Here is a 19,796-nt window from a genome sequence, read left to right on the forward strand (position 1 = left end):
GTTCCTCCTTCCAAAGCGTTAATCAAGCCTTAATCAAGCGTTAGTTTAATTACGCTTGATTAAGGCATGATTGACGCAGTCAAGTGGGAGAGCGGTGTAGCGCAGCATGCCGCGATGCTGCGGAAGCTGTGTATTCAGCGTGAGATATTCCTTGGTAGCAGTAATACATGTATGATCTCATCGAACCCCTACAAATGAAAATAATGCTGATGTAGCCAATTAGGGAATGTCCCCAGAATTTGTGGTTGACAGAAAAACCTTCTGCATATTCTTGTGAAAAATGCAAATCGCACGGTGAGGGATAGATGAAAAAAATTATCGAAAATATCCGTAACATGTTGAAAAATGGTCTGTTCAAAGATGAACAGCATGTCCGTTTTTCACTGGTAAGAAGGCTGTGCTTTGAATTAGGGAGGGATTTTGCCGAGGATTTTTGACAATATTAACGATTCATTATTAACCTATCTTCAGAATACTCTTGAGCACTCATATAGAGCTGATTTCTGTGTAGGATTTTTCAATCTAAGAGGTTGGGCAAGCATTGATCACAATGTAGAGAAGTGGCCGGGCTGGGATGGAGCATGCGCCAGAGTCCTTGTCGGAATGCAAAGATTGCCGGTTGAGGAGCTCAAAGCTGCCTTCAGAACTGATGAAGATGGCATCAGGATGGATTTGAAGACCGCCTCGAGTCTCAGAAAAAAATGTGCGGAACAATTTAAAGAACAGCTATTGATCGGGATTCCTACAAATCGGGACGAAGCTGCACTACGCGAATTATCAGCTCAAATCAAATCAAAAAAGGTAATCGTTAAGCTGCACCTGTCCTTTCCTCTACATGCCAAGCTATACCTTATGCATAAAGAGGATAGTAATGCGCCAATAATAGGAGTAGTTGGCAGCAGCAATCTTACCATGTCCGGTTTGGAGCGTCAAGGCGAGCTAAATGTAGATGTGCTGGATCATGACGCATGCAATAAACTCCAGAACTGGTTTGAGGAGAGATGGGCTGACCAGTACTGCATTGATATCTCAGCTGAACTTGCTGAAATCATTGATAATAGCTGGGCTCGTGAGACGGCTATTCCACCATATCATATCTACCTCAAGATGGTTTACCATCTTTCCCAGGAAGCCAGAGCCGGGCTAAACGAATTTAAAATCCCCAAAGTATTCAAAAACAAGCTCTTTGCTTTCCAACAAGCAGCCGTATTAATCGCAGCTAAAAAGCTATATAATCGCAATGGTGTTTTCATTGGTGATGTAGTTGGCTTGGGAAAAACCTTCACTGCGTGTGCTGTGGCTAAGATATTTGAAGAGGATTATTACTATTCCACGCTGATAATCTGTCCGGCAAACCTCATCGAAATGTGGAAATCCTACATCGACGAGTATGATTTGAAAGCAGAAGTCCTCTCAATGAGTGCCGTTCAGAAAAATCTGAAAAATAAAAAACGTTTCCGCTTGGTTATTATAGATGAAAGTCATAACCTTAGAAATCACAAGGGAGAACGCTATAAAGCAATAAAGACATACCTTAGCGAAAATGAAAGCAAAATAATGCTCCTATCAGCTACTCCATACAATAAGGATTACAAGGACTTATCAAATCAACTTCGGCTGTTTATCCCGGACGATCAAGATTTAGGGATTAGTCCGGAACGATATATCGATAGCATTAAAGGCTACCATCAATATGCCATGAAACACCCAGATACACCTATTCGCAGTATCAGGGCATTTGAAAAAAGTGATTTCCCTGATGATTGGAGAGAACTGATCCGGCTCTATATGATCCGCAGAACACGGACTTTTATCAAAGAATACTATGCTATCCCAGATGATAATAATGAGTTATATCTTGAGTTTCCGGATGGTAAGAAGTCCTATTTCCCAGTAAGAACACCAAAAAAGCTTGGCTACGAGCTACCGGTAGAAGGTCAACAGGATCAATATACAAGGCTCTATAATGAAGAGCAAGTAGATCAGATCGGCTCTCTCAGTCTCCCGCGTTATGGACTTGCCGGCTATGTAGATGAATCCAAATGTAAACATTTAAGCGCTGCAGAACAGAAAATAGTAGAGGATTTGTCCAGAGCAGGGAAACGGTTGATCGGGTTTTGCCGCACCAATCTCTTCAAACGTTTGGAAAGCAGTGGCTATTCCTATCTGCTCTCCTTATGCCGTCACATCCAAAGAAACTACATCTTTATCCATGCCATAGAAAATGAATTAGCTCTTCCTATCGGTAAGAATTATACGGACGTGGTGAGTTCATTCCTCGATCTGGATGATTCAGACGATTTTGAAGACGATACAGATCAGGTTTCAGTCATCGAATTCAGCCACGATTCACGCCTCTACAGCCAAAGAGCGATCGTATCCTACGAGTACTTCACGCAACCAAGCATAAGGAAAAGATTTGTTTGGATAGATAGCACATTATTCTCAAAGGGACTTTTGAAAGCACTAAAGGATGATACGGACATACTGATGGAAATAGTCGTGGCGAATTATAGCTGGGATCCCCAGCAAGACCGTCAGCTACAAGCTTTACGCAAGCTCGTTGTGGAAACCCATGCTCACGATAAGGTACTGATCTTCACACAGTTTGCAGATACTGCAAACTATCTATATCAGCAACTCAGCAAAATGAATGTAGATCATATAGCTGTGGCAACTGGAGCCTCAGATAACCCCACTGAGCTTGCCAGGCAGTTTAGTCCCCTAAGCCATAACCGACATCAGACATCCAGGGATATCAGGGTTCTGATAGCTACTGATGTGCTGAGTGAAGGCCAAAATCTTCAGGATTGCCATATCATGCTAAATTACGACCTACCATGGGCAATTATCCGTTTAATCCAACGAGCGGGACGTATTGACCGGATAGGTCAAAATGCCAAAGAAATCCAGTGCTACAACGTCTTACCTGAGAAGGGAATTGAGAAGATTATCAATGTTCGAGCCCGTCTCAGTAAGCGCATTAGCCAGAACGCCGAAGTCTTTGGCTCGGATGAAGTTTTCTTTGCCGGAGATCCCACCAGTATTGTAAATCTGTATAACGAAAAAGCCGGTATTCTGGATGATGAACAAGATGCAGAAATAGATCTGGGTTCCTATGCCTATCAGATTTGGAAAAATGCCATTGATAAAGACAAAAATCTGGAACGTCTAATACCTGAGCTTCCCAATATCGTTTATTCCACTATGGAATCTAATGCTGAACCTGCTGGAGTAATAATCTATGCCCGAACAGTCCATGATAATGACGTCCTGGCATGGATGGACATCCATGGCAACCTGATCTCCCAATCACAAAAAAGAATACTTGAGGTGACAGCTTGTGGGCCTGATACCAAAGCCTTGCCAAAATTGGAGATTCATCATGAACTGGTCGGTAAGGGAATCGCTATTATCAACACTTCAGAGCGTGATACATCCGGCAGCTTAGGCAGAAAAAGCAGTATCAAACGGCAGCTTTACACCAAGCTGGATGAATTTATAAAAGAAAATGACGCCACTATATTTGTATCAACAGCCCTAAAAAAAGCTGTCGAAGCCATCTACCGTTATCCGCTGAAAGAAGATGCCAAAAACATTATCAGCCGCTATTTCAAAACCAAAGAGCCGATAGATGCTTTGGTAGGGTTAGTGGAATCATTCTGGGAAGAGAATAAACTTTGCACTGATCCCGATGATGGTAATCACTATGATGAGCCCCAAATCATCTGCTCCATGGGCTTGGTGAACAAGAAGGATTAAATGATTAAAAGCACTTTTGCAACACTGGTCAGGGAATTCAACTTCAAAGAACTATTTAACCAAATGGGATGGGATAACGCCACCGGCTCGTTTGAAACAGACCTAAAAGGAACTATCTACACGGTCAGCGTTATCTGTGAAAAAAGCGGATTTCGCTTCTTGCAATGCTCTCCTCCAGTAGGATCGAGCATTCCCCCAAAGAATGATAGACTCCGTATTCAATCTATTGTTAAACGCAGATACTATGAGCATTTGCTAATATTTATCGATGAAACAAAGCAAAGGCAAGTCTGGCAATATGCCTATAAGCCAGCGGGTAAGCCACTGAAAACCGTCATTACAGAGTATTACATTACCCAGGATCCCCAATTGCTTTATCAACGTACTGCAGGCTTAGTTTTTAGCATAGATGAGCATGAGAATATTACACTGGTCGATGTAACCAAACGGTTGAATGCTACCATAGATCAGAATTCTGAAAAGGTCACCAAGAAATTCTATGATGGCTTCAAAAAACAGCATACTAAGTTTCTATCCTTTATGACAGGGATAACAGAAGAGATTGATCGTAATTGGTATGCCTCAGTGATGCTCAATCGGCTCATGTTCTGCTATTTCATCCAAAAACGTGGGTTCTTGGATAATAATGTGCATTATCTGATGAACAAACTTCAAGACGGACAGAGGGTGCGTGGTAGAGACCAATTCTATTCCTTCTATCGCAACTTTCTGCTTCATCTTTTTCATGAAGGACTCGGCTCACCTGATAGAGGTCGCTTCTCATCAGAAATTGGCAAAATCCCCTATCTGAATGGGGGCATCTTCTCGGTGCATGAACTGGAAACTAAGTATGAGGGGCAGATCAAAATTACCGATGAGGCTTTTGAATCTCTCTTTAAATTCTTTGAGGAATATCACTGGCATCTTGATACAAATGTAACTGCTACAGGAAGAGATGTCAATCCAGATGTTATCGGCTATATCTTTGAAAAATATATCAATGACCGGGCTCAAATGGGAGCGTATTATACCAAAGAAGATATTACCGATTACATAGGCAAAAATACAATACTGCCCTATCTTTTTGATGAAGTGCAACGTAAATACCCCGATGCTTTCAAACCGGTGGGGGAAATCTGGCAAAAGCTCATGTCTAGTGAGGATCAGTTTATCTACAATGCAGTTAAACATGGAATTAACCCTGATGATGTCTGGCATGACCTACCTGACGATATCAAAGCCGGACTTGATCCAGAACAGATAAACCTTGTAGAGATACGGCGATGCTGGAACCGCCCTGCACCTTCAGATGCTGCTTTGCCTACAGAAATCTGGCGAGAGGTGATCACCAGGCGACAACGGTATATTGAGGTCAAAAAACTTCTCTCTAGTGGGAATATCACTCAGATAAACGACTTTATCACCTATAACCTTGATATTCGTCAATTTGCCCTTGACCTTATCTATGAAACAGATGATCCTAAGCTGGTTTTCCAATTTTACAATGCTCTGAAATCCATTACAATTCTTGACCCCACCTGTGGATCAGGGGCTTTCCTATTCGCTGCTATGAATATCCTGGAAGACCTCTATGAAGCCTGCATTAACCGAATGAAGGACTTTGTGCATGACAATCACGGGCATGGCACAAGCCACCTAAAACGGGAACTTGATATTGTTGATACCCCCTCTCACCCTAATCTGGAGTATTTCATCTATAAGAGCATCATTCTAAATAATCTCTATGGCGTTGATATTATGAATGAAGCAGTGGAGATAGCAAAGCTTAGATTATTCCTCAAACTCGTTGCTTGTGTTGACCCTGATCCTAAACATCCGAATTATGGATTGGAACCGTTACCGGATATTGACTTTAACATAAGGTGCGGGAATACTCTAGTTGGGTATGCTAATTGGGAAGAGATTGAAAAAGACATTGAAAGCGATGCTATATCTGCTGCTGAAAACAAAGAGATTATTCCAGAGATGTGCCAAAAAGTGGCTATGGCGTTTATCCAATACAAAGATATTCAACTGGAAGGCTATCAGGATTATAAAAACTTCGTAGTTGCAAAGTCTGAACTGCAAGATAATCTGAAAGAACTTACTTCTCACTTAGATAAAATGCTATATCAACATTCAAACTCAGTGTCTTATAGTAAATGGAAAGAAGCACATCAACCCTTCCATTGGTTTGCAGAATTCTACGAAATTATCCACGACAATGAAGGTTTTGGAGTTATCATTGGTAATCCACCGTATATTGAAACCACAAAGGTCAGTTATACATTAGATAATTATAAAACTTGCCCGTGTGGGAATCTATATGCCTTAGTAATCGAAAGAGTGCACACAATTTCAAATAAAACAAGTTCGATATCTATGATTGTCCAGTTACCTATTGTATGTACTGACAGGATGATTCCATTACAAGAAATGCTTGTAGACAGGCACACGTGTTGGTTCAGCACCTTTGATGATAGACCGGGGAAGCTATTTGATGATTTACAGCATATTCGTGCAACCATTATTATTAGTAAATGTATGCAACCATCTCAGATTTTTACGAGCAAGTATAACAGATGGGTGTCTTCTACAAGGGAAAACCTGTTCAAAAATCTGTACTATTTTGAGACTGAACCAAAGCTGTATAGGGGAGCCATTGCTAAAATCGGTGGAAAGAGTTTTTTAACGATTGTGCAAAAATTGCTATTGATGAAAGGTAGGTTCACTAGCTGTATTACGGACTTTAAAGTACTTTACCATAATGCTCCACAATACTGGGTTAGAGCACTTGACTTTTCACCATACTTCTCAAGCGAGAAACTGGGGATAAGTGTCTCGACACAGGTTAAATCACTAACTGCTCGTTCAGAAATAGAGAAGATTTTTTTGATAGCAGTTGTTAACAGTAGTCTTTTCTATGTTTGGTTCATAGGCTTCTCAGACTGTCGCCACCTAAATCTTAGAGAAATAACATCTTTCCCGTATGATATTGAATCTGTTAGTTCTGAGATATCTGAAAAGCTGGCAATCTCAGTATCTCATTTGATGGATTCTTATAATGCTCATAAATCGAGAGTAGTTGCAAATTATAAAACATCTGGTAGAGTTGAGTATGATGAATTCTATCCAAGGTTATCAAAAGAAACAATTGATGAAATTGACAATATATTAAGTGTTTACTACAATTTTACTCCAGAAGAACTGGATTTTATCATTAACTTCGACATCAAATACCGCATGGGTAGTAGCTTAAATGAAAGAGATGATGACGATTTTCAGGACAGCGGGCAATAAAGACATTTTGTCACTGCCAAAAACAAGCTTCCTTTGCAGCCGTAGGATATCTGCCACATGTGTGTTGCGCTCGTATGATTGGGCGATTTCACAAGTTAAAGCCGGCAATTGTGTCATTGGTGGCTTTCATAGCAAAATTGAAAAGGACGTACTTCATTTCCTCTTAATGGGAAGTCAACCCCTTATCATAGTCCTTGCCCGAGGATTCTACATAAGATGGCAGCCAGAAATTAAAACAAGATTAGATAAAGGTAACCTGCTAATCATCAGCCCCTTTGAGGATAGCGTCCAAGTGGTGACACCGCAGACTTGCTTGATCCGTAATAAACTGATAATTGAACTGGCAGACAAACTTGTGATTGGTCATGCAAGTCCTAATGGACAGATTTCCAAGCTTCTCAAGGCTGTGGATAAACCGGTGGAGTATTTGGATAAAGAAATCTAAACTTGCTGTCGAAACTCTGATAGGTGATATAAGAATGGTTAATCCGAAACATGTTCATGTCATCATCCAAGCTGTTTGATCTGGTATCCGGTTCCATTAGTTTATCCATTACCTCTATCGCATCAATTATTGGATAGACCTTGTCCATTGGTGCCATCATCCGCAACATCCTATTCTCCACACTGCGCAACTTCATATTCCCCAGCAATTTACCCATTTCTATCCCTCGTCTCTCCCAAACCACAGCGTTAATCAAGCCTTAATCAAGCCTTAATCAAGCGTAATAAAACTAACGCTTGATTAACGCTTGATTAACGCTTGATTGACGCTGTCAAGGCTGGGAGGGGCATGCTGATCCTGCGGACAAGAACCGACGGGGACGTCGGTAATTCCATAATCATGGAACGCTATCTCATGGAGCGCCGACGTCCCCGTCGGCGACACGAAGCTCTATCCCATAGGCGACAGTAGCAATGAACATGACACATCCACAAGTTTCGTCTATCATCCACAAGTTTCGCCAATCATCCACAAATATGTAGCTGATGCTGCGGACAAGAACCGATTTTTCCTGTTCCGCCACCTTTACGGTTTGTTTCCGGATTTCCTTTCCGGTTTGACGGCATAAGCGATGCCACAAGTGGCAATGACTGGGTAAGCGTGTGGGATGAGATGAGAAGATAGTTGACGAAACAAATAATTCTCTGGATCGTCCACCCAACCGTTCATTTTGTTCACTCGTTCACACGAAGCGCGCCTTTCTCATTGACAGCCTGCGGCAATTCAGAATCTTGTATCCTGCATAAAAGTACAGGAGAATCGATGAGCAAAAACAAACGCAACGCGATTGAGCCCAGCCGCGAGGAAAATTACGCGGAATGGTATCAACAAGTGATAAAAGCCGCCGACTTGGCGGAAAATAGCGATGTGCGCGGATGCATGGTGATCAAGCCCTGGGGCTATGCCATCTGGGAAAACATCCAACGCAATCTGGACGAAATGTTTCGCGAGACCGGACACCGCAACGCCTACTTCCCCATTTTCATACCCAAGAGCTATTTTGAAAAGGAAGCCGAACACGTTCAGGGCTTTGCCAAAGAATGCGCCATCGTGACGCACAGCAGGCTCGAAGACGATGGCAAGGGCGGACTCAAGGTAGCCGGAGAACTAACCGAACCATATATTGTGAGACCCACTTCCGAGACGATTATCGGCGCCTCTTTTGCCAAATGGGTCAATTCCTATCGCGATCTGCCGCTTTTGATCAATCAATGGGCAAACATCGTGCGTTGGGAACTGCGTACGAGACTGTTTTTGCGCACCGCGGAATTTCTCTGGCAGGAAGGACACACCGTGCACGAAAGCTATGACGATGCCATGGAAGAGACCCTGAAAATGTTGGGCGTCTATGCCGAATTCGCGCAGAAGTATCTTGCCATACCGGTGATCCAAGGTGAAAAAACCGAGGGGGAGAAATTCCCCGGCGCGGTCAATACCTATTGCATCGAAGCGATGATGCAGGACAAAAAGGCGCTGCAATCCGGCACCTCGCACTTTTTGGGACAGAACTTTGCCAAGGCATCAAACATCCGTTTCCAAAGCAGAGACGGTGAATATGAATACGCTTGGACGACTTCCTGGGGCGTTTCCACGCGCTTGATCGGAGCTTTGATCATGGCACACAGCGATGACAACGGCTTGGTTCTTCCTCCAAAGATCGCTCCCTCGCACGTGGCAATCATACCCATCTACCGCGATGAAGAAGAACACGCGCTAGTGATGAGCACTGCAAAGCAGATCGAGGCTTCGCTGAAAAAACTCCATTTTGAAGGTGTCCGTGTCTATACCGAGCTTGATGATCGGGATCTGACATCCAGCGAACGTAATTGGTATTGGGTGAAAAAAGGCATTCCGCTCAGAATCGAGATCGGACCACGGGACATAGCATCCGGAACGGTGATGATCTCACGCCGCGACCGGGAGCCCAGAGATAAGGAATCCGTCGCCATCGACACTCTGAAAGATCACATCGTGATCAGCCTCTCCGATATGCAGAACAATATCTACAAGAAAGCGCTCAAATTCAGAGATGAGAACATCGTATCCATCGACGACAATAAAGAATTTTACCGTTATTTCACGCCAAAGAACCAAAACCAGCCGGAGATCCATGGCGGCTTTGCCAAATCGCACTGGTGCGGCAGCGTCGCATGTGAAGAAAGGATCAAGGACGACCTCAAGGTAACCGTTCGCTGCATGCCCTTTGGCGAACCTGATGAACAGGGAAACTGCATCTGCTGTGGAAAGGAATCCTCCCGCCGCGTGATCTTTGCCAAGTCCTATTAAATATATGATCAAATGCGCAGTCATCAGCATCGGGAATGAGCTCCTGCTTGGCAGGACGGTGAATAGCAATTTTGCCTATCTGGCATCCGAACTCGCGCGGATGGGTATCGATACCCAGCTTGGCATTACTTGCAAAGATGAGCCGGATGCGATTCGCGAAGCGCTTGGCATCTGCGTTGAAAAGTGTGATCTAATCATCAGCACCGGTGGTTTGGGGCCGACCGCGGATGACATTACTAAAAGCATGATCGCCGAATACTTTGGCAAGGAACTTGTTTTTGATGAAAAGATCTGGGAACATGTGCAAAAGCTATTTGCCGTGCGCGGGGTTCCTACTGCGGAGATAAATCGCAATCAGGCTATGTTGCCAAGGGGCTTTTCCGCTTTACATAACGATCGCGGTACCGCACCCGGGCTCTGGTTTGAGTATGAAAACAAGTGTTTCATCGCTTTGGCAGGCGTGCCTATGGAGATGCGCCATGTCTTTGAAAATCGCGTCAAACCTTTGTTGAAAGCCAAGTTTTCCGGCTTGAAACCGATCATCCAAAAAACCGTGCATACCTTCAATATCTCCGAATCCGCGTTGGCGGAATTGATCCCGCAGAACTTTATTCCCAAAGAGACAAGCATGGCTTGGCTGCCGCAAACCGGAAGGGTCGATCTGAGATTCTATGGCAGCAATGAAAGCGACATCGATCAATGCGTAAACCGGGTGCTGGAATTGGCGCAAGACTATGTGTGGGGTATCGATGAAGACACACCGGTCAAAGCTCTCAATAATGAATTGCGCAAACGTGGTTTGACGCTGTCCGTGGCGGAATCCTGCACCGGAGGCGGAATCGGAGCAATGATCACAGCCGAAAGCGGCGCTTCGGACGTCTTCCTCGGAGGCGTGATCTGCTATTCCGATGACATCAAACGCAATGTGCTGTCCGTGAGGGATTTAACCTTGAAAGAAAAGGGCGCCGTAAGCGCTGAAACAACCGCGATTGAGATGGTTCGCGGAATAAAATTGTTGACAGATTCCGCCTGTGCAATATCGGTGACCGGGATTGCCGGACCGCTTGGCGGGACGGAATCAAAGCCTGTCGGAACTGTTTATTTTGCATTTGTAGTATTCGAGAAAATCTGGAGCCTGAAATCGGTATTTTCCGGTGGTAGAGATTCGATTCGGCACAAAGCCGCAGAATTCGCGATACTGCACTTACTGAAATATCTACAAGGAAGTAATGCTTGAAAGTTCTGATCATAGGTAGCGGAGGCAGAGAACACGCCCTCGCCAATGCCTTTGCCAAAAGCGCGCAAGTAACCGAGCTCATCGTTGCTCCGGGGAATCCCGGCATCGCAATCGAGCATCGGTGCGCCCCCCTCAAAAGCAATTTCGAGATACTATCATGGTGCCTTGAAAACCATCCGGACATTGTGTTTGTGGGTCCGGAACAACCACTGTCGGAAGGGCTTGCCGACGATTTGAGGGAAAATGGGATCAAATGCATCGGACCCTCAAAAGCAGCCGCACGCATCGAAACCAGTAAAATCTTTGCCAAAGAACTGATGCAAAAACACGGCATCCCCACCGCGGCATATTTTAAGACCGATAATTATCAAATCGCAAAAGCATATCTGGCTGCTAACAAGCAATATCCGATCGTGCTCAAAGCAGACGGACTGGCAGCCGGAAAAGGCGTCATCATCGTGCAGGATAAAGATGCAGCTTTGCACGCGCTCGATACTCTGATGCCTCCCCACAGCGAAACACCAAAATCAGGAGTGGTGATCGAAGAATTTTTACTCGGATGGGAAGTATCCTTATTTGCCTTCACAGATGGATACGACTTTCAAAGCACACTTTTCTCCCAGGATCACAAGCAGCTATTTGATCATGACCTGGGCCCGAACACCGGCGGGATGGGAGCTTTTTGTCCTGTGCCGGAAGCCGAACCCTATCGCGAAGAGATAGAAGACAAGATTATCAGAGTGGTGCTTGCCGCTCTGCGCGAAGAGGGATGCCCCTTTCAGGGTGTGCTCTATTGCGGGTTGATGATCACTGCGCAGGGAGCAAAGGTGATCGAATTCAACTGTCGCTTCGGCGACCCGGAAACTCAGGCGCTGCTTCCTCTTTTGAAGACAGACCTGGTGGACGTTTGTAGAGCTATTTTGGACAATGACGTGAAGAACCTCTCTCTTGAGTGGATCGATCAAAGCACCGTTTGCGTGGTTTTGGCATCCCGCGGATATCCCGGTATATATCAATCCGGTTTTCCTATCACCCTGAACTGGAAGGCTATGCCGATCTGTTTTGGCGGCGTGGATTCTGGGGGTGAAAAACTCATCACCAAGGGAGGAAGAGTGCTATCCGCGATCGGAACGGGAAGTTCCCTTTTTGAGGCTCGCGAGGCTGCTTACAAAGCTGCCGACGCCATTTTCTTTGAAGGTAAAACCCTGCGCAAGGATATTGGCTTGCGCAAAAACAAACTATGACAAGGCGGTCTAAATGAAATTATATATCATCCTGTTGGCACTTGTTCTGCCTCTCCTTTTGGGAGCGACAGGGATGCAGGTGCTGGAACAAAGCGGAAATGAGCTGCTGATCGAATTCACCCTGCCCGAATATGAGATCGGACATCAAAACCTGAAAGGCGCAACCTGGCACAAGCTAATGAGCGAGTATGGCAGCATTGATTCACAAGAGGGCTTCCCGGAACTGCTCGTTTTCGGCGAAGCGGTGGCGGTCCCCATCGATGGAGACATCTCCATTCAGGTGTTAGGCGTCAAAAGCTCGGTGATCAGGAATATCAACCTGATGCCGTCACCCAAAATGGTATTAAGCGATTATGAAGTGGACTATGTATTTTATCAGGATGCCGCTGCATATAACAGCAGCACGGCATATCCTCATCAGATAGTGCAAAAGGGGGAATCCGCCTTTATCGGAGACCGCAGATTCGTCCCATTGCGCATCTTTCCTTTCCAATACCGCGCCGCGAGCAAAGAACTGGTCGTGAATTCCCGGATCAGTATCTGCGTGACGATCCATGGGACGAAGAATCAATCAAAAAACTGGATGCTCTCGGAAAACCCCGTCGATCCGGTCGCGGATAGCTTTTTCCTGAACAATGCCACATCAAAAAGCTGGCGTCTTGAAAAAACCAGCGATCAAAGCTATGAATCCCCCAAGAATGGAACAAGCACGGTCAACGAGATCCAGCTTGTGGTCGATAAGGAAGGCATCTATAAGGTCACCTATACCTATCTGAACAATTTGATCAACACCATGGTCGATTCCCTGGGTGTCCAATTGGCATGGAATCTGAATACGCTCGATCCTCGCTATCTGGAACTGAAAGATAAAAACGGCTCCGTCCCGATCCACTTTTTTGGAGAATCGGACGGCAGTTTCGGTGTCAATGACTTCTTTGAGTTTTTTGGCGACCGAAACTATGGCGATACTGCTTGGATGGATGATTATACCGCCGAAAACGTTTATACCCTTTCCCTCAAAAGCAGCTTGGGAGCGAGAATGGCGGTGGAAAACGGTGGCTTGGTCGTTTCCAATCCGGCTCAGTATATAGTTCCAGACGCTTATGAGGAAACTGTGCACTTTGAGGAGCAATTGGTCAGCGACAAACTGGGACGCGGATGGAGCGCCTTGAATCCTGAGTATTATCGGGAAGATGTGTGGTTTTGGAAAAAGATCAGCGCTCCCAATCTGGATATCGTCCCCATTGAGCTTCAATATCCCAGAGAAAGCACGATCCGAACCGCCAGCGCCAAAGTGGTATTGTTCGGATTATCATATTCCGAAACTATTCTGCCCAACCAGTATGATCACGAAGCATCCGTTCGCATCAACCAGGCAATGATCAATTCTCATACCTGGAGGGGGCAAGCGGAAATGATCTTCAACAATCAAAATCCCATCCCCAACTCATTTTTGAGACACGGCACCAATCATATTTACATCAGCCTTTCCGGAAATACAGTTTCCGGAGACCGCGAACAGGTGCTGCTGGACTACGTCGAGATCAAATACTGGCGCGAGTATAAAACCAATCAGGATTGGATCAAGTTTTCCAAGCCTTCCAACCGTCCGGCAGGGCTCTACCAATTTCAGGTGGAAGGTTTTCCCAATGCCAATGTCTCGGTATATAAGATCGGCTCCAGCATCTTCAACAATCTGCAGATCGAGCCCTTTAGTTTGGGCGGTATGGCACCCTGGACAGTCACTTTCCAGGATAGCGTATCATCAAATGCGGTCAGATACTATGCGGTTTCAGAAAACCAGAAAATGACCCCCAAATTCAGCCGTTTGAACCTACCGTCCAATCTTAAAAACCCCAATAAGCAGGCTGACGTCATTCTGATCACGACATATCCATTCCTCGAGGCAGAGGGCACTAATATGCTCAAAACCCTGTGGGAATCAAATGGATACGGGGTGACAAAAGTAGATGTCCAAGATATCTTTGATGAATTCAACAGCGGGATCAGATCGGCGAAATCGATCAAGGACTTCATCACTTATGCGTATAACAATTGGAGCACTCCGCAGCTCAGACACGTTGTTCTTCTGGGAGAAGGGGTCGATGATGAAAGGGACTTCAGTCCCTCAAGACAATATGCCCTGATTCCGGTGAAAAAGACCTGGACATACAAACATGGCGCCACTGCCAGCGATAATTGGTATGCCTGCATCGTCGGGACCGACACGGTGCCGGATATCTCCATCTCCCGCATCGGAATCTGGAGGGAAGACCAGATCCTTGCCTATGCCAACAAAGCGGGTCAATATCGGAACAACCCTCTGACCTCGAGACTTTGGAGCAGCCATCTGACCTTTGCATCAGGAGGAAAAATATCCGATCCTAACAATATCTTCGCCCACCAATCGGAACGCATCCGCAGAAAAAGCGTTCCAAAAGACTATCGTGTGACCAGAGTTTATACTTCCGCGCAAGAAGTGAGCCCTGATTATTTCGGCGGGACATTCGCACTGAAAGACGCGATCAATAGCGGCACCCAATATCTTCAATTTATGGGACACGGCGGAGGACGCATCTGGGCGGATTATAACCTTTTTAATTTCAACGATGTGGCGACCCTGAACAATCAAGCCTATCCGATCGTGCTCAGCTTGGCTTGCTATGCTTCCGCTTTTGACACAAATGGCTCTGCCTCGATCAGCGAAGCGCTTGTATTGCAGCCAAATAAAGGCGCGATAGCCGCACTTGGATTCACCGGATTGGGCTATCTATACCAGGATGAAGATTGGGGTTTGGCTTTCACCGAAGCGTTGTACAAACACAATTTCCCATCCGTCGGAGAAGCTTTGCAGTTTGCGCTGGCAAAGTTCTATACCACAACCTCTACCAGTGCCGCCAGGTACGCGCTGACCAACGGGGCATCCTATTTGGGCGATCCATTGATCAAAACGCGCAAACCCATAGGTGGCATCCCTATTGATGCGGTGAGCTATGTTTTGCAGCCCGGCGATACGCTCAGAGTGAGTGCCCAGTTTCCTCCCTCGGTCACAGCCGCGCGTCTGTTTATCATGAAACAAAACGAAAAGACGATCAACGTCCCCTTCGACCTGCCTGTGATCCAGGGTAATTTCAATGCCACCTGGGTGATCCCGGTAAATCAGGGAACGAATTATTCGCGTATCATCTATGTGGCGGGCTATTCTTCAAACGAAGAATACATCGGCAGAGCCGCATTCGGTGTGGGACGCTCTGCCATCTTCCATCATGCGCTGGAGCCGGCAAATCCGGCATGGACGGATTCGACGAAATTTATGGCAAAAGTATTTAGCAATGAGGATATCCTATCCCTGATCTGCAAAGTCCGCACGGACAGCACCAACACAACCATCACCTGGGTGAATCTGCCCATGCAGCCACATCCGACCCTGGCAAATACCTATATCACCACTCAGAGGCTGCCGGGGCAGATAACGGGCAAGGAAATCTTCTACAAGTATGTTCTAACCACCAGTGTGAGGACATCTGAAACCTTCCTCGAAAGCCATGTCTATCGCGGACCGGATCTTTTCCTTCGGGACATCAGGTTGGTCTCGGATAATGATAACATCGTGCTTCAGGTGCTGGCTTCCAACATCGGGGACGCGCCATCGATCACTACCGACCTGAGGTTGTATTATACGGCGAGCGGTGGTTCCCAAATCCTGCATTCGACACAGGATATCAGCGGATTGGGCGTCAACGAACAGCGTTGGGAAACGATCCAGCTTACAGGATTGCCGGCTGCCAACATGAGCGTCGAGGTTCGGGTGAACTGGTCAAATACTTTCCCTGAATGGCATATTTTTTACAATACTAACAACATGATCTCGATGAGCTTGCCTTTCAACTATCACAACATCGGATCCACCGGCGGGGTGATCAGCAGCATAGATAACAACATGACCTGCGAGATACCGGACAATCTGATTCCGGTAAATCACACTTCCGTATTCTACGTCCACAATCTAAGCACTCTGGCTGCAAACAACCAACCCGACATATCTCCGATCAAGCTCCTTTCCTCCGATGCCTCAGGCACCGCTGTCTCATCCATCCCATACGAGATCAAAACTCTCGATTCCAGCATCGTGGATTCCACCGGAACCTTTATCAACGGCAGACGCATCAAACTGACATATTTCTACAGTGCAGCCGACGCCGAGACCCAGAGCTTCGAAACCGAGAATTCATACAAGATCTATCGCTGGGATGATCGAGGCAGAAAATGGATACTGCAGGGTGGTAATATCTCCACTACCGAAAACCGCGTGGTCTTTGAAGTCAACAAACAGGGTATTTATACGATCTATCGAAATAGAGATAGAATCCGACCCTCGATCGACGTCAACGTCCAGGATCAGGAATTCACTATCGGCGGCTATGTTTCGGGAAAGGGTACGATCTCGCTGCTGCTCAGCGATTCTAACGGAATTGATGTGTTTGACAACTCCATCCGGCTTCACATGAATGGAATGCCCGTTCCGGAAAGCGACTATGTGACCTCGATCAATCTCGACAACATCAACCGCATTCCGATCAAGTATCAGCTCAACCTGAGCAGGGGCAACTATACCCTCGTGGTCGATTGCAAGGATGTCAATGGCAATTTCAACACCCGCGAGATCCAGTTCAGAGTAAACGAGACCTTCAACATCACCAATATCGGCAACTATCCAAATCCCGTGCTGGGAATAGCAGATGACCCTAAGAACTACGGCAGAACCAGATTCACCTATGTGTTGACCGACGATGCCAGTGAGGTCACGATTAAAGTCTATACTGTTAGTGGAAGATTGGTCAAGACCTTTGCAAACTTGCCATCGGGAGTGGGATATCACGAGTTTCCCCGATCTCTTTATGGTTGGGATTGTAAAGATGAATATGGCTTCAATCTGGCAAATGGAGTCTATTTCTACAAGATCATCGCCCGTCAGGGAAACAAGAAAATCGAAAAAACCATGAAAATGGCTATCCTGAAATAGAGGCAGACATGAAGAATACACTATTTACCATCGCTCTCCTCACATTGATCGTAATTCCGATTAGCGCCGGACGCTATGCCGGAGATTTTATGATGATCGGAACCGGAGTGCGTCCCATGGGTATGGGAGGAGCCTTTGCGGCTCTTGCCAATGACGGCTCGGCAATCTATTGGAATTCCGCTGGCATCGCTCAGATTCGCGAACCTGAGTTTTCTGCCATGCACGCGTTTCTCTATAACGGGCTGGCTTCTTATGACAACTTCAGTTTCTGCCAGCCTCTTCCAAACGGTGTGACCATCGGATTGAACTGGACAAAGCTCATCGTTTCCGAGATACCCTTGTTCAGTGAGAGCTATCTGATCGGCACAAATGTGGATCAACGCATCAATAATAGCGCTTACCACCTTCCGGGGATTCCGGACGGCAAGTTTAACAGCGTTGATGATCTATTTCAATTTGCCTTTGCCAAACATGTGCATTACGATGCCAATATGGGCTGGCTATTTTTTGAAGTCCCCTTCGATTTGTATTTTGGGGGAAACGTCAAATACATCCGGCGCGAGATAATGGATTTTCTTGGCAAGGGGATAGGATTGGATTTTGGATTCAAATTGACCACTGATATGGGCGTGATCTTTGACCTGGAAGAGCTTGGCGAGTTTGATTTCGGGCTCAACTTCCAGGATATTGCCGGAACCGACATCGTTTGGGATACGAAAACGGAGCATCGGGATGAAGTGCTTTTCAACACCAAGCTTGGCATCGCCGTGCGCCAACCAATCCCTCCGCTGAAGTCCGATCTGACCTTAGTTTACGATTATGATTACGTCTATCAGGGATCCAACCACTATGGCGTGGAATGGACCTATGACAAGAAAGGCAGCCTGAGAGCTGGATATTACGACAAGAATTTCACCTGCGGCGCTAGTGTCCAAGTTTATGGCGTGAATATTGATTATGCCCTGCTGACCAATCCGGTGGGGCTCACCAATCGTATCGGTTTGAGAATCAGTTTCTGAACTATGGAGATAATATGAAATATGCACTTTACCTTGTGATGATCATGCTTTTGATCGGCTTGCTTTCCTGCTCCGGCGAAGACAACCCGGATAAGGACAAGATTCCTCCCTTCCCACCCACGCTAATACCTCATTTGGGAGATACCGGCGACCCCCCGGTTCAAGGGATCGTCTTTAACGATGAAAACAACGGCATCGATACCGTGCCGGACGGAAACTGGATTCGGGTGCTATGGAAACCCTTTATCGACACTGATCTGAGCCACGTCAAGATCTTCCGCTACAATCAATTTAACACCACTCCGGTCTTGATTGATTCCATTCCTTCGTATAATAACTTCTATGTGGATAGTAGAACTCAGTTGAACGAGAGAGTCCGGTATTCCTATTTCATCGATCTGGTGGACGTCTCCGGCAATGTAGCCAGGTCGGATACAGTGTCCTATGCCTTATTGGGTAAATCCATTTTGCTCACTCCGGGGAACAACGCCACCATCTCACCGGTGGGGGCGACCTTCATGTGGAATCGTAGCGGTTTTGCCTCCTCTTTCAGGCTCCTGATCCTCAATGAAAACGATGGCTATGTCTATCATCAGGATTTGGTAGTCTCTACTGAGGAAGACCCCCTGTTCCTAACCTTCCCAACAAATCTGGCACAAGAGTATTCTGGACAAAGCCTGCGCTGGAGGATCGATTCCTTTGATTGGGATGAGGAGATGCAGATGTTTATGGGGTCGGAATCCATTGAGCGGATCGTTCATATCCAATAGACTGTACACCATAACCTAAACAATGATAACGAGCATGGCTTGAACTATTCAATAACAGGTTTATTAAAACCTTCAAAGTCAATGTATAACAGATTTCGCTTGACTGAATAGGCTTGACGAGAACTATTGTATAAAATGTGAAAGAGGATAAGGTGAAGAAGTTACTGCTGTTAATCTTGATACTGGGAATTGCATTGGGCATTTATGGTCAAGGAACCGTATCGTATGCACCGATAAGCAATATATCCGCCTATTCATACGAAGGCATTCGTAGCGGCGTAGAGAAGCTGAAAATGAACACTTATATTTTGGGACAGGTGGCAAAACCGGGATTATACTCAGTGCCGGATGATACAAACTTCCTTACGCTATTGGCTTTAGCCGGTGGCCCCAAAGAAGATGCCAAGCTATCCAAGATTAGGATCATCCGCCCCAGCAACGAGGAAAAAGAAAGAGTCCTCTGGGTCAATCTGAAGAAATACATGGAAACCGGCGACGAATCACTGCTGCCGGCTATGAAACCGGGGGACACGATCGTGGTTTCCGGCACGATCTTCTATGCCTTCAGCAAAGTTGCGGATTTCCTCTCCAAAGCAGCTATTGCATTTAGCGTTTACAATCTCGTGACCAACTTGAAATAGGAACAGGCA

At 45.9% G+C, this 19,796-nt stretch carries 11 protein-coding genes; all 11 read left to right on the forward strand.

The window, feature by feature from the left end; translation table 11 throughout:
• The first annotated feature begins 305 nt into the window (after positions 1 to 305).
• The 11 genes from Q8M98_04935 to Q8M98_04985 all read left to right on the forward strand — a co-directional run bounded on the left by Q8M98_04935 (position 306) and on the right by Q8M98_04985 (position 19,787).
• Positions 306 to 437 (forward strand): hypothetical protein, encoded by a 132-nt coding sequence (locus Q8M98_04935; GenBank protein MDP3114106.1) that lies wholly within the window; start codon positions 306 to 308, stop codon positions 435 to 437.
• Complete coding sequence (locus Q8M98_04940) at positions 421 to 3,762, forward strand: helicase-related protein (protein MDP3114107.1); 3,342 nt, start codon at positions 421 to 423, stop codon at positions 3,760 to 3,762. Before Q8M98_04935 ends, Q8M98_04940 begins: the two co-directional genes overlap by 17 nt.
• The gene (locus tag Q8M98_04945) at positions 3,763 to 7,062 is read left to right on the forward strand and encodes a hypothetical protein (GenBank protein ID MDP3114108.1); all 3,300 of its coding nucleotides are present in this window, start codon (positions 3,763 to 3,765) and stop codon (positions 7,060 to 7,062) included.
• A complete protein-coding gene (locus Q8M98_04950) occupies positions 7,022 to 7,507 on the forward strand; it encodes a hypothetical protein (protein ID MDP3114109.1) in 486 nt (161 codons plus the stop codon). Before Q8M98_04945 ends, Q8M98_04950 begins: the two co-directional genes overlap by 41 nt.
• Before the next feature lie 822 nt (positions 7,508 to 8,329).
• Positions 8,330 to 9,853: a proline--tRNA ligase gene (proS, locus tag Q8M98_04955; GenBank protein ID MDP3114110.1), complete on the forward strand. Its 1,524-nt coding sequence runs from the start codon at positions 8,330 to 8,332 to the stop codon at positions 9,851 to 9,853.
• Positions 9,854 to 9,857: 4 nt separating this feature from the next.
• Positions 9,858 to 11,090 (forward strand): CinA family nicotinamide mononucleotide deamidase-related protein, encoded by a 1,233-nt coding sequence (locus Q8M98_04960; protein MDP3114111.1) that lies wholly within the window; start codon positions 9,858 to 9,860, stop codon positions 11,088 to 11,090.
• On the forward strand, positions 11,087 to 12,334 hold the full coding sequence (purD, locus tag Q8M98_04965; GenBank protein ID MDP3114112.1) for a phosphoribosylamine--glycine ligase: 1,248 nt from the start codon (positions 11,087 to 11,089) through the stop codon (positions 12,332 to 12,334). The genes Q8M98_04960 and purD overlap by 4 nt, the downstream gene beginning before the upstream one ends.
• A 13-nt stretch (positions 12,335 to 12,347) precedes the next feature.
• Complete coding sequence (locus tag Q8M98_04970; GenBank protein MDP3114113.1) at positions 12,348 to 17,357, forward strand: C25 family cysteine peptidase; 5,010 nt, start codon at positions 12,348 to 12,350, stop codon at positions 17,355 to 17,357.
• 8 nt (positions 17,358 to 17,365) lie between these two features.
• Positions 17,366 to 18,376 carry a hypothetical protein gene (locus tag Q8M98_04975; GenBank protein MDP3114114.1) on the forward strand — a complete coding sequence of 337 codons (1,011 nt, stop codon included), beginning with the start codon at positions 17,366 to 17,368 and terminating at the stop codon, positions 18,374 to 18,376.
• A 14-nt stretch (positions 18,377 to 18,390) separates the two neighbouring features.
• Positions 18,391 to 19,146: a hypothetical protein gene (locus Q8M98_04980; protein MDP3114115.1), complete on the forward strand. Its 756-nt coding sequence runs from the start codon at positions 18,391 to 18,393 to the stop codon at positions 19,144 to 19,146.
• Between the two features lie 152 nt (positions 19,147 to 19,298).
• Positions 19,299 to 19,787, forward strand: a complete 489-nt coding sequence (locus Q8M98_04985) for an SLBB domain-containing protein (protein MDP3114116.1) — start codon at positions 19,299 to 19,301, stop codon at positions 19,785 to 19,787.
• Positions 19,788 to 19,796 lie beyond the last annotated feature (9 nt).

Source organism: Candidatus Cloacimonadaceae bacterium (assembly GCA_030693415.1).
Classification (GTDB): domain Bacteria; phylum Cloacimonadota; class Cloacimonadia; order Cloacimonadales; family Cloacimonadaceae; genus JAUYAR01.

Coding starts and splice junctions, on each gene's coding strand:
- Q8M98_04935 (MDP3114106.1), top strand. CDS start 306: ATGAAAAAAATTATCGAAAATATCCGTAACATGTTGAAAAATGGTCTG.
- Q8M98_04945 (MDP3114108.1), top strand. CDS start 3,763: ATGATTAAAAGCACTTTTGCAACACTGGTCAGGGAATTCAACTTCAAA.
- Q8M98_04950 (MDP3114109.1), top strand. CDS start 7,022: ATGAAAGAGATGATGACGATTTTCAGGACAGCGGGCAATAAAGACATT.
- proS (MDP3114110.1), top strand. CDS start 8,330: ATGAGCAAAAACAAACGCAACGCGATTGAGCCCAGCCGCGAGGAAAAT.
- Q8M98_04960 (MDP3114111.1), top strand. CDS start 9,858: ATGATCAAATGCGCAGTCATCAGCATCGGGAATGAGCTCCTGCTTGGC.
- Q8M98_04970 (MDP3114113.1), top strand. CDS start 12,348: ATGAAATTATATATCATCCTGTTGGCACTTGTTCTGCCTCTCCTTTTG.
- Q8M98_04975 (MDP3114114.1), top strand. CDS start 17,366: ATGAAGAATACACTATTTACCATCGCTCTCCTCACATTGATCGTAATT.
- Q8M98_04980 (MDP3114115.1), top strand. CDS start 18,391: ATGAAATATGCACTTTACCTTGTGATGATCATGCTTTTGATCGGCTTG.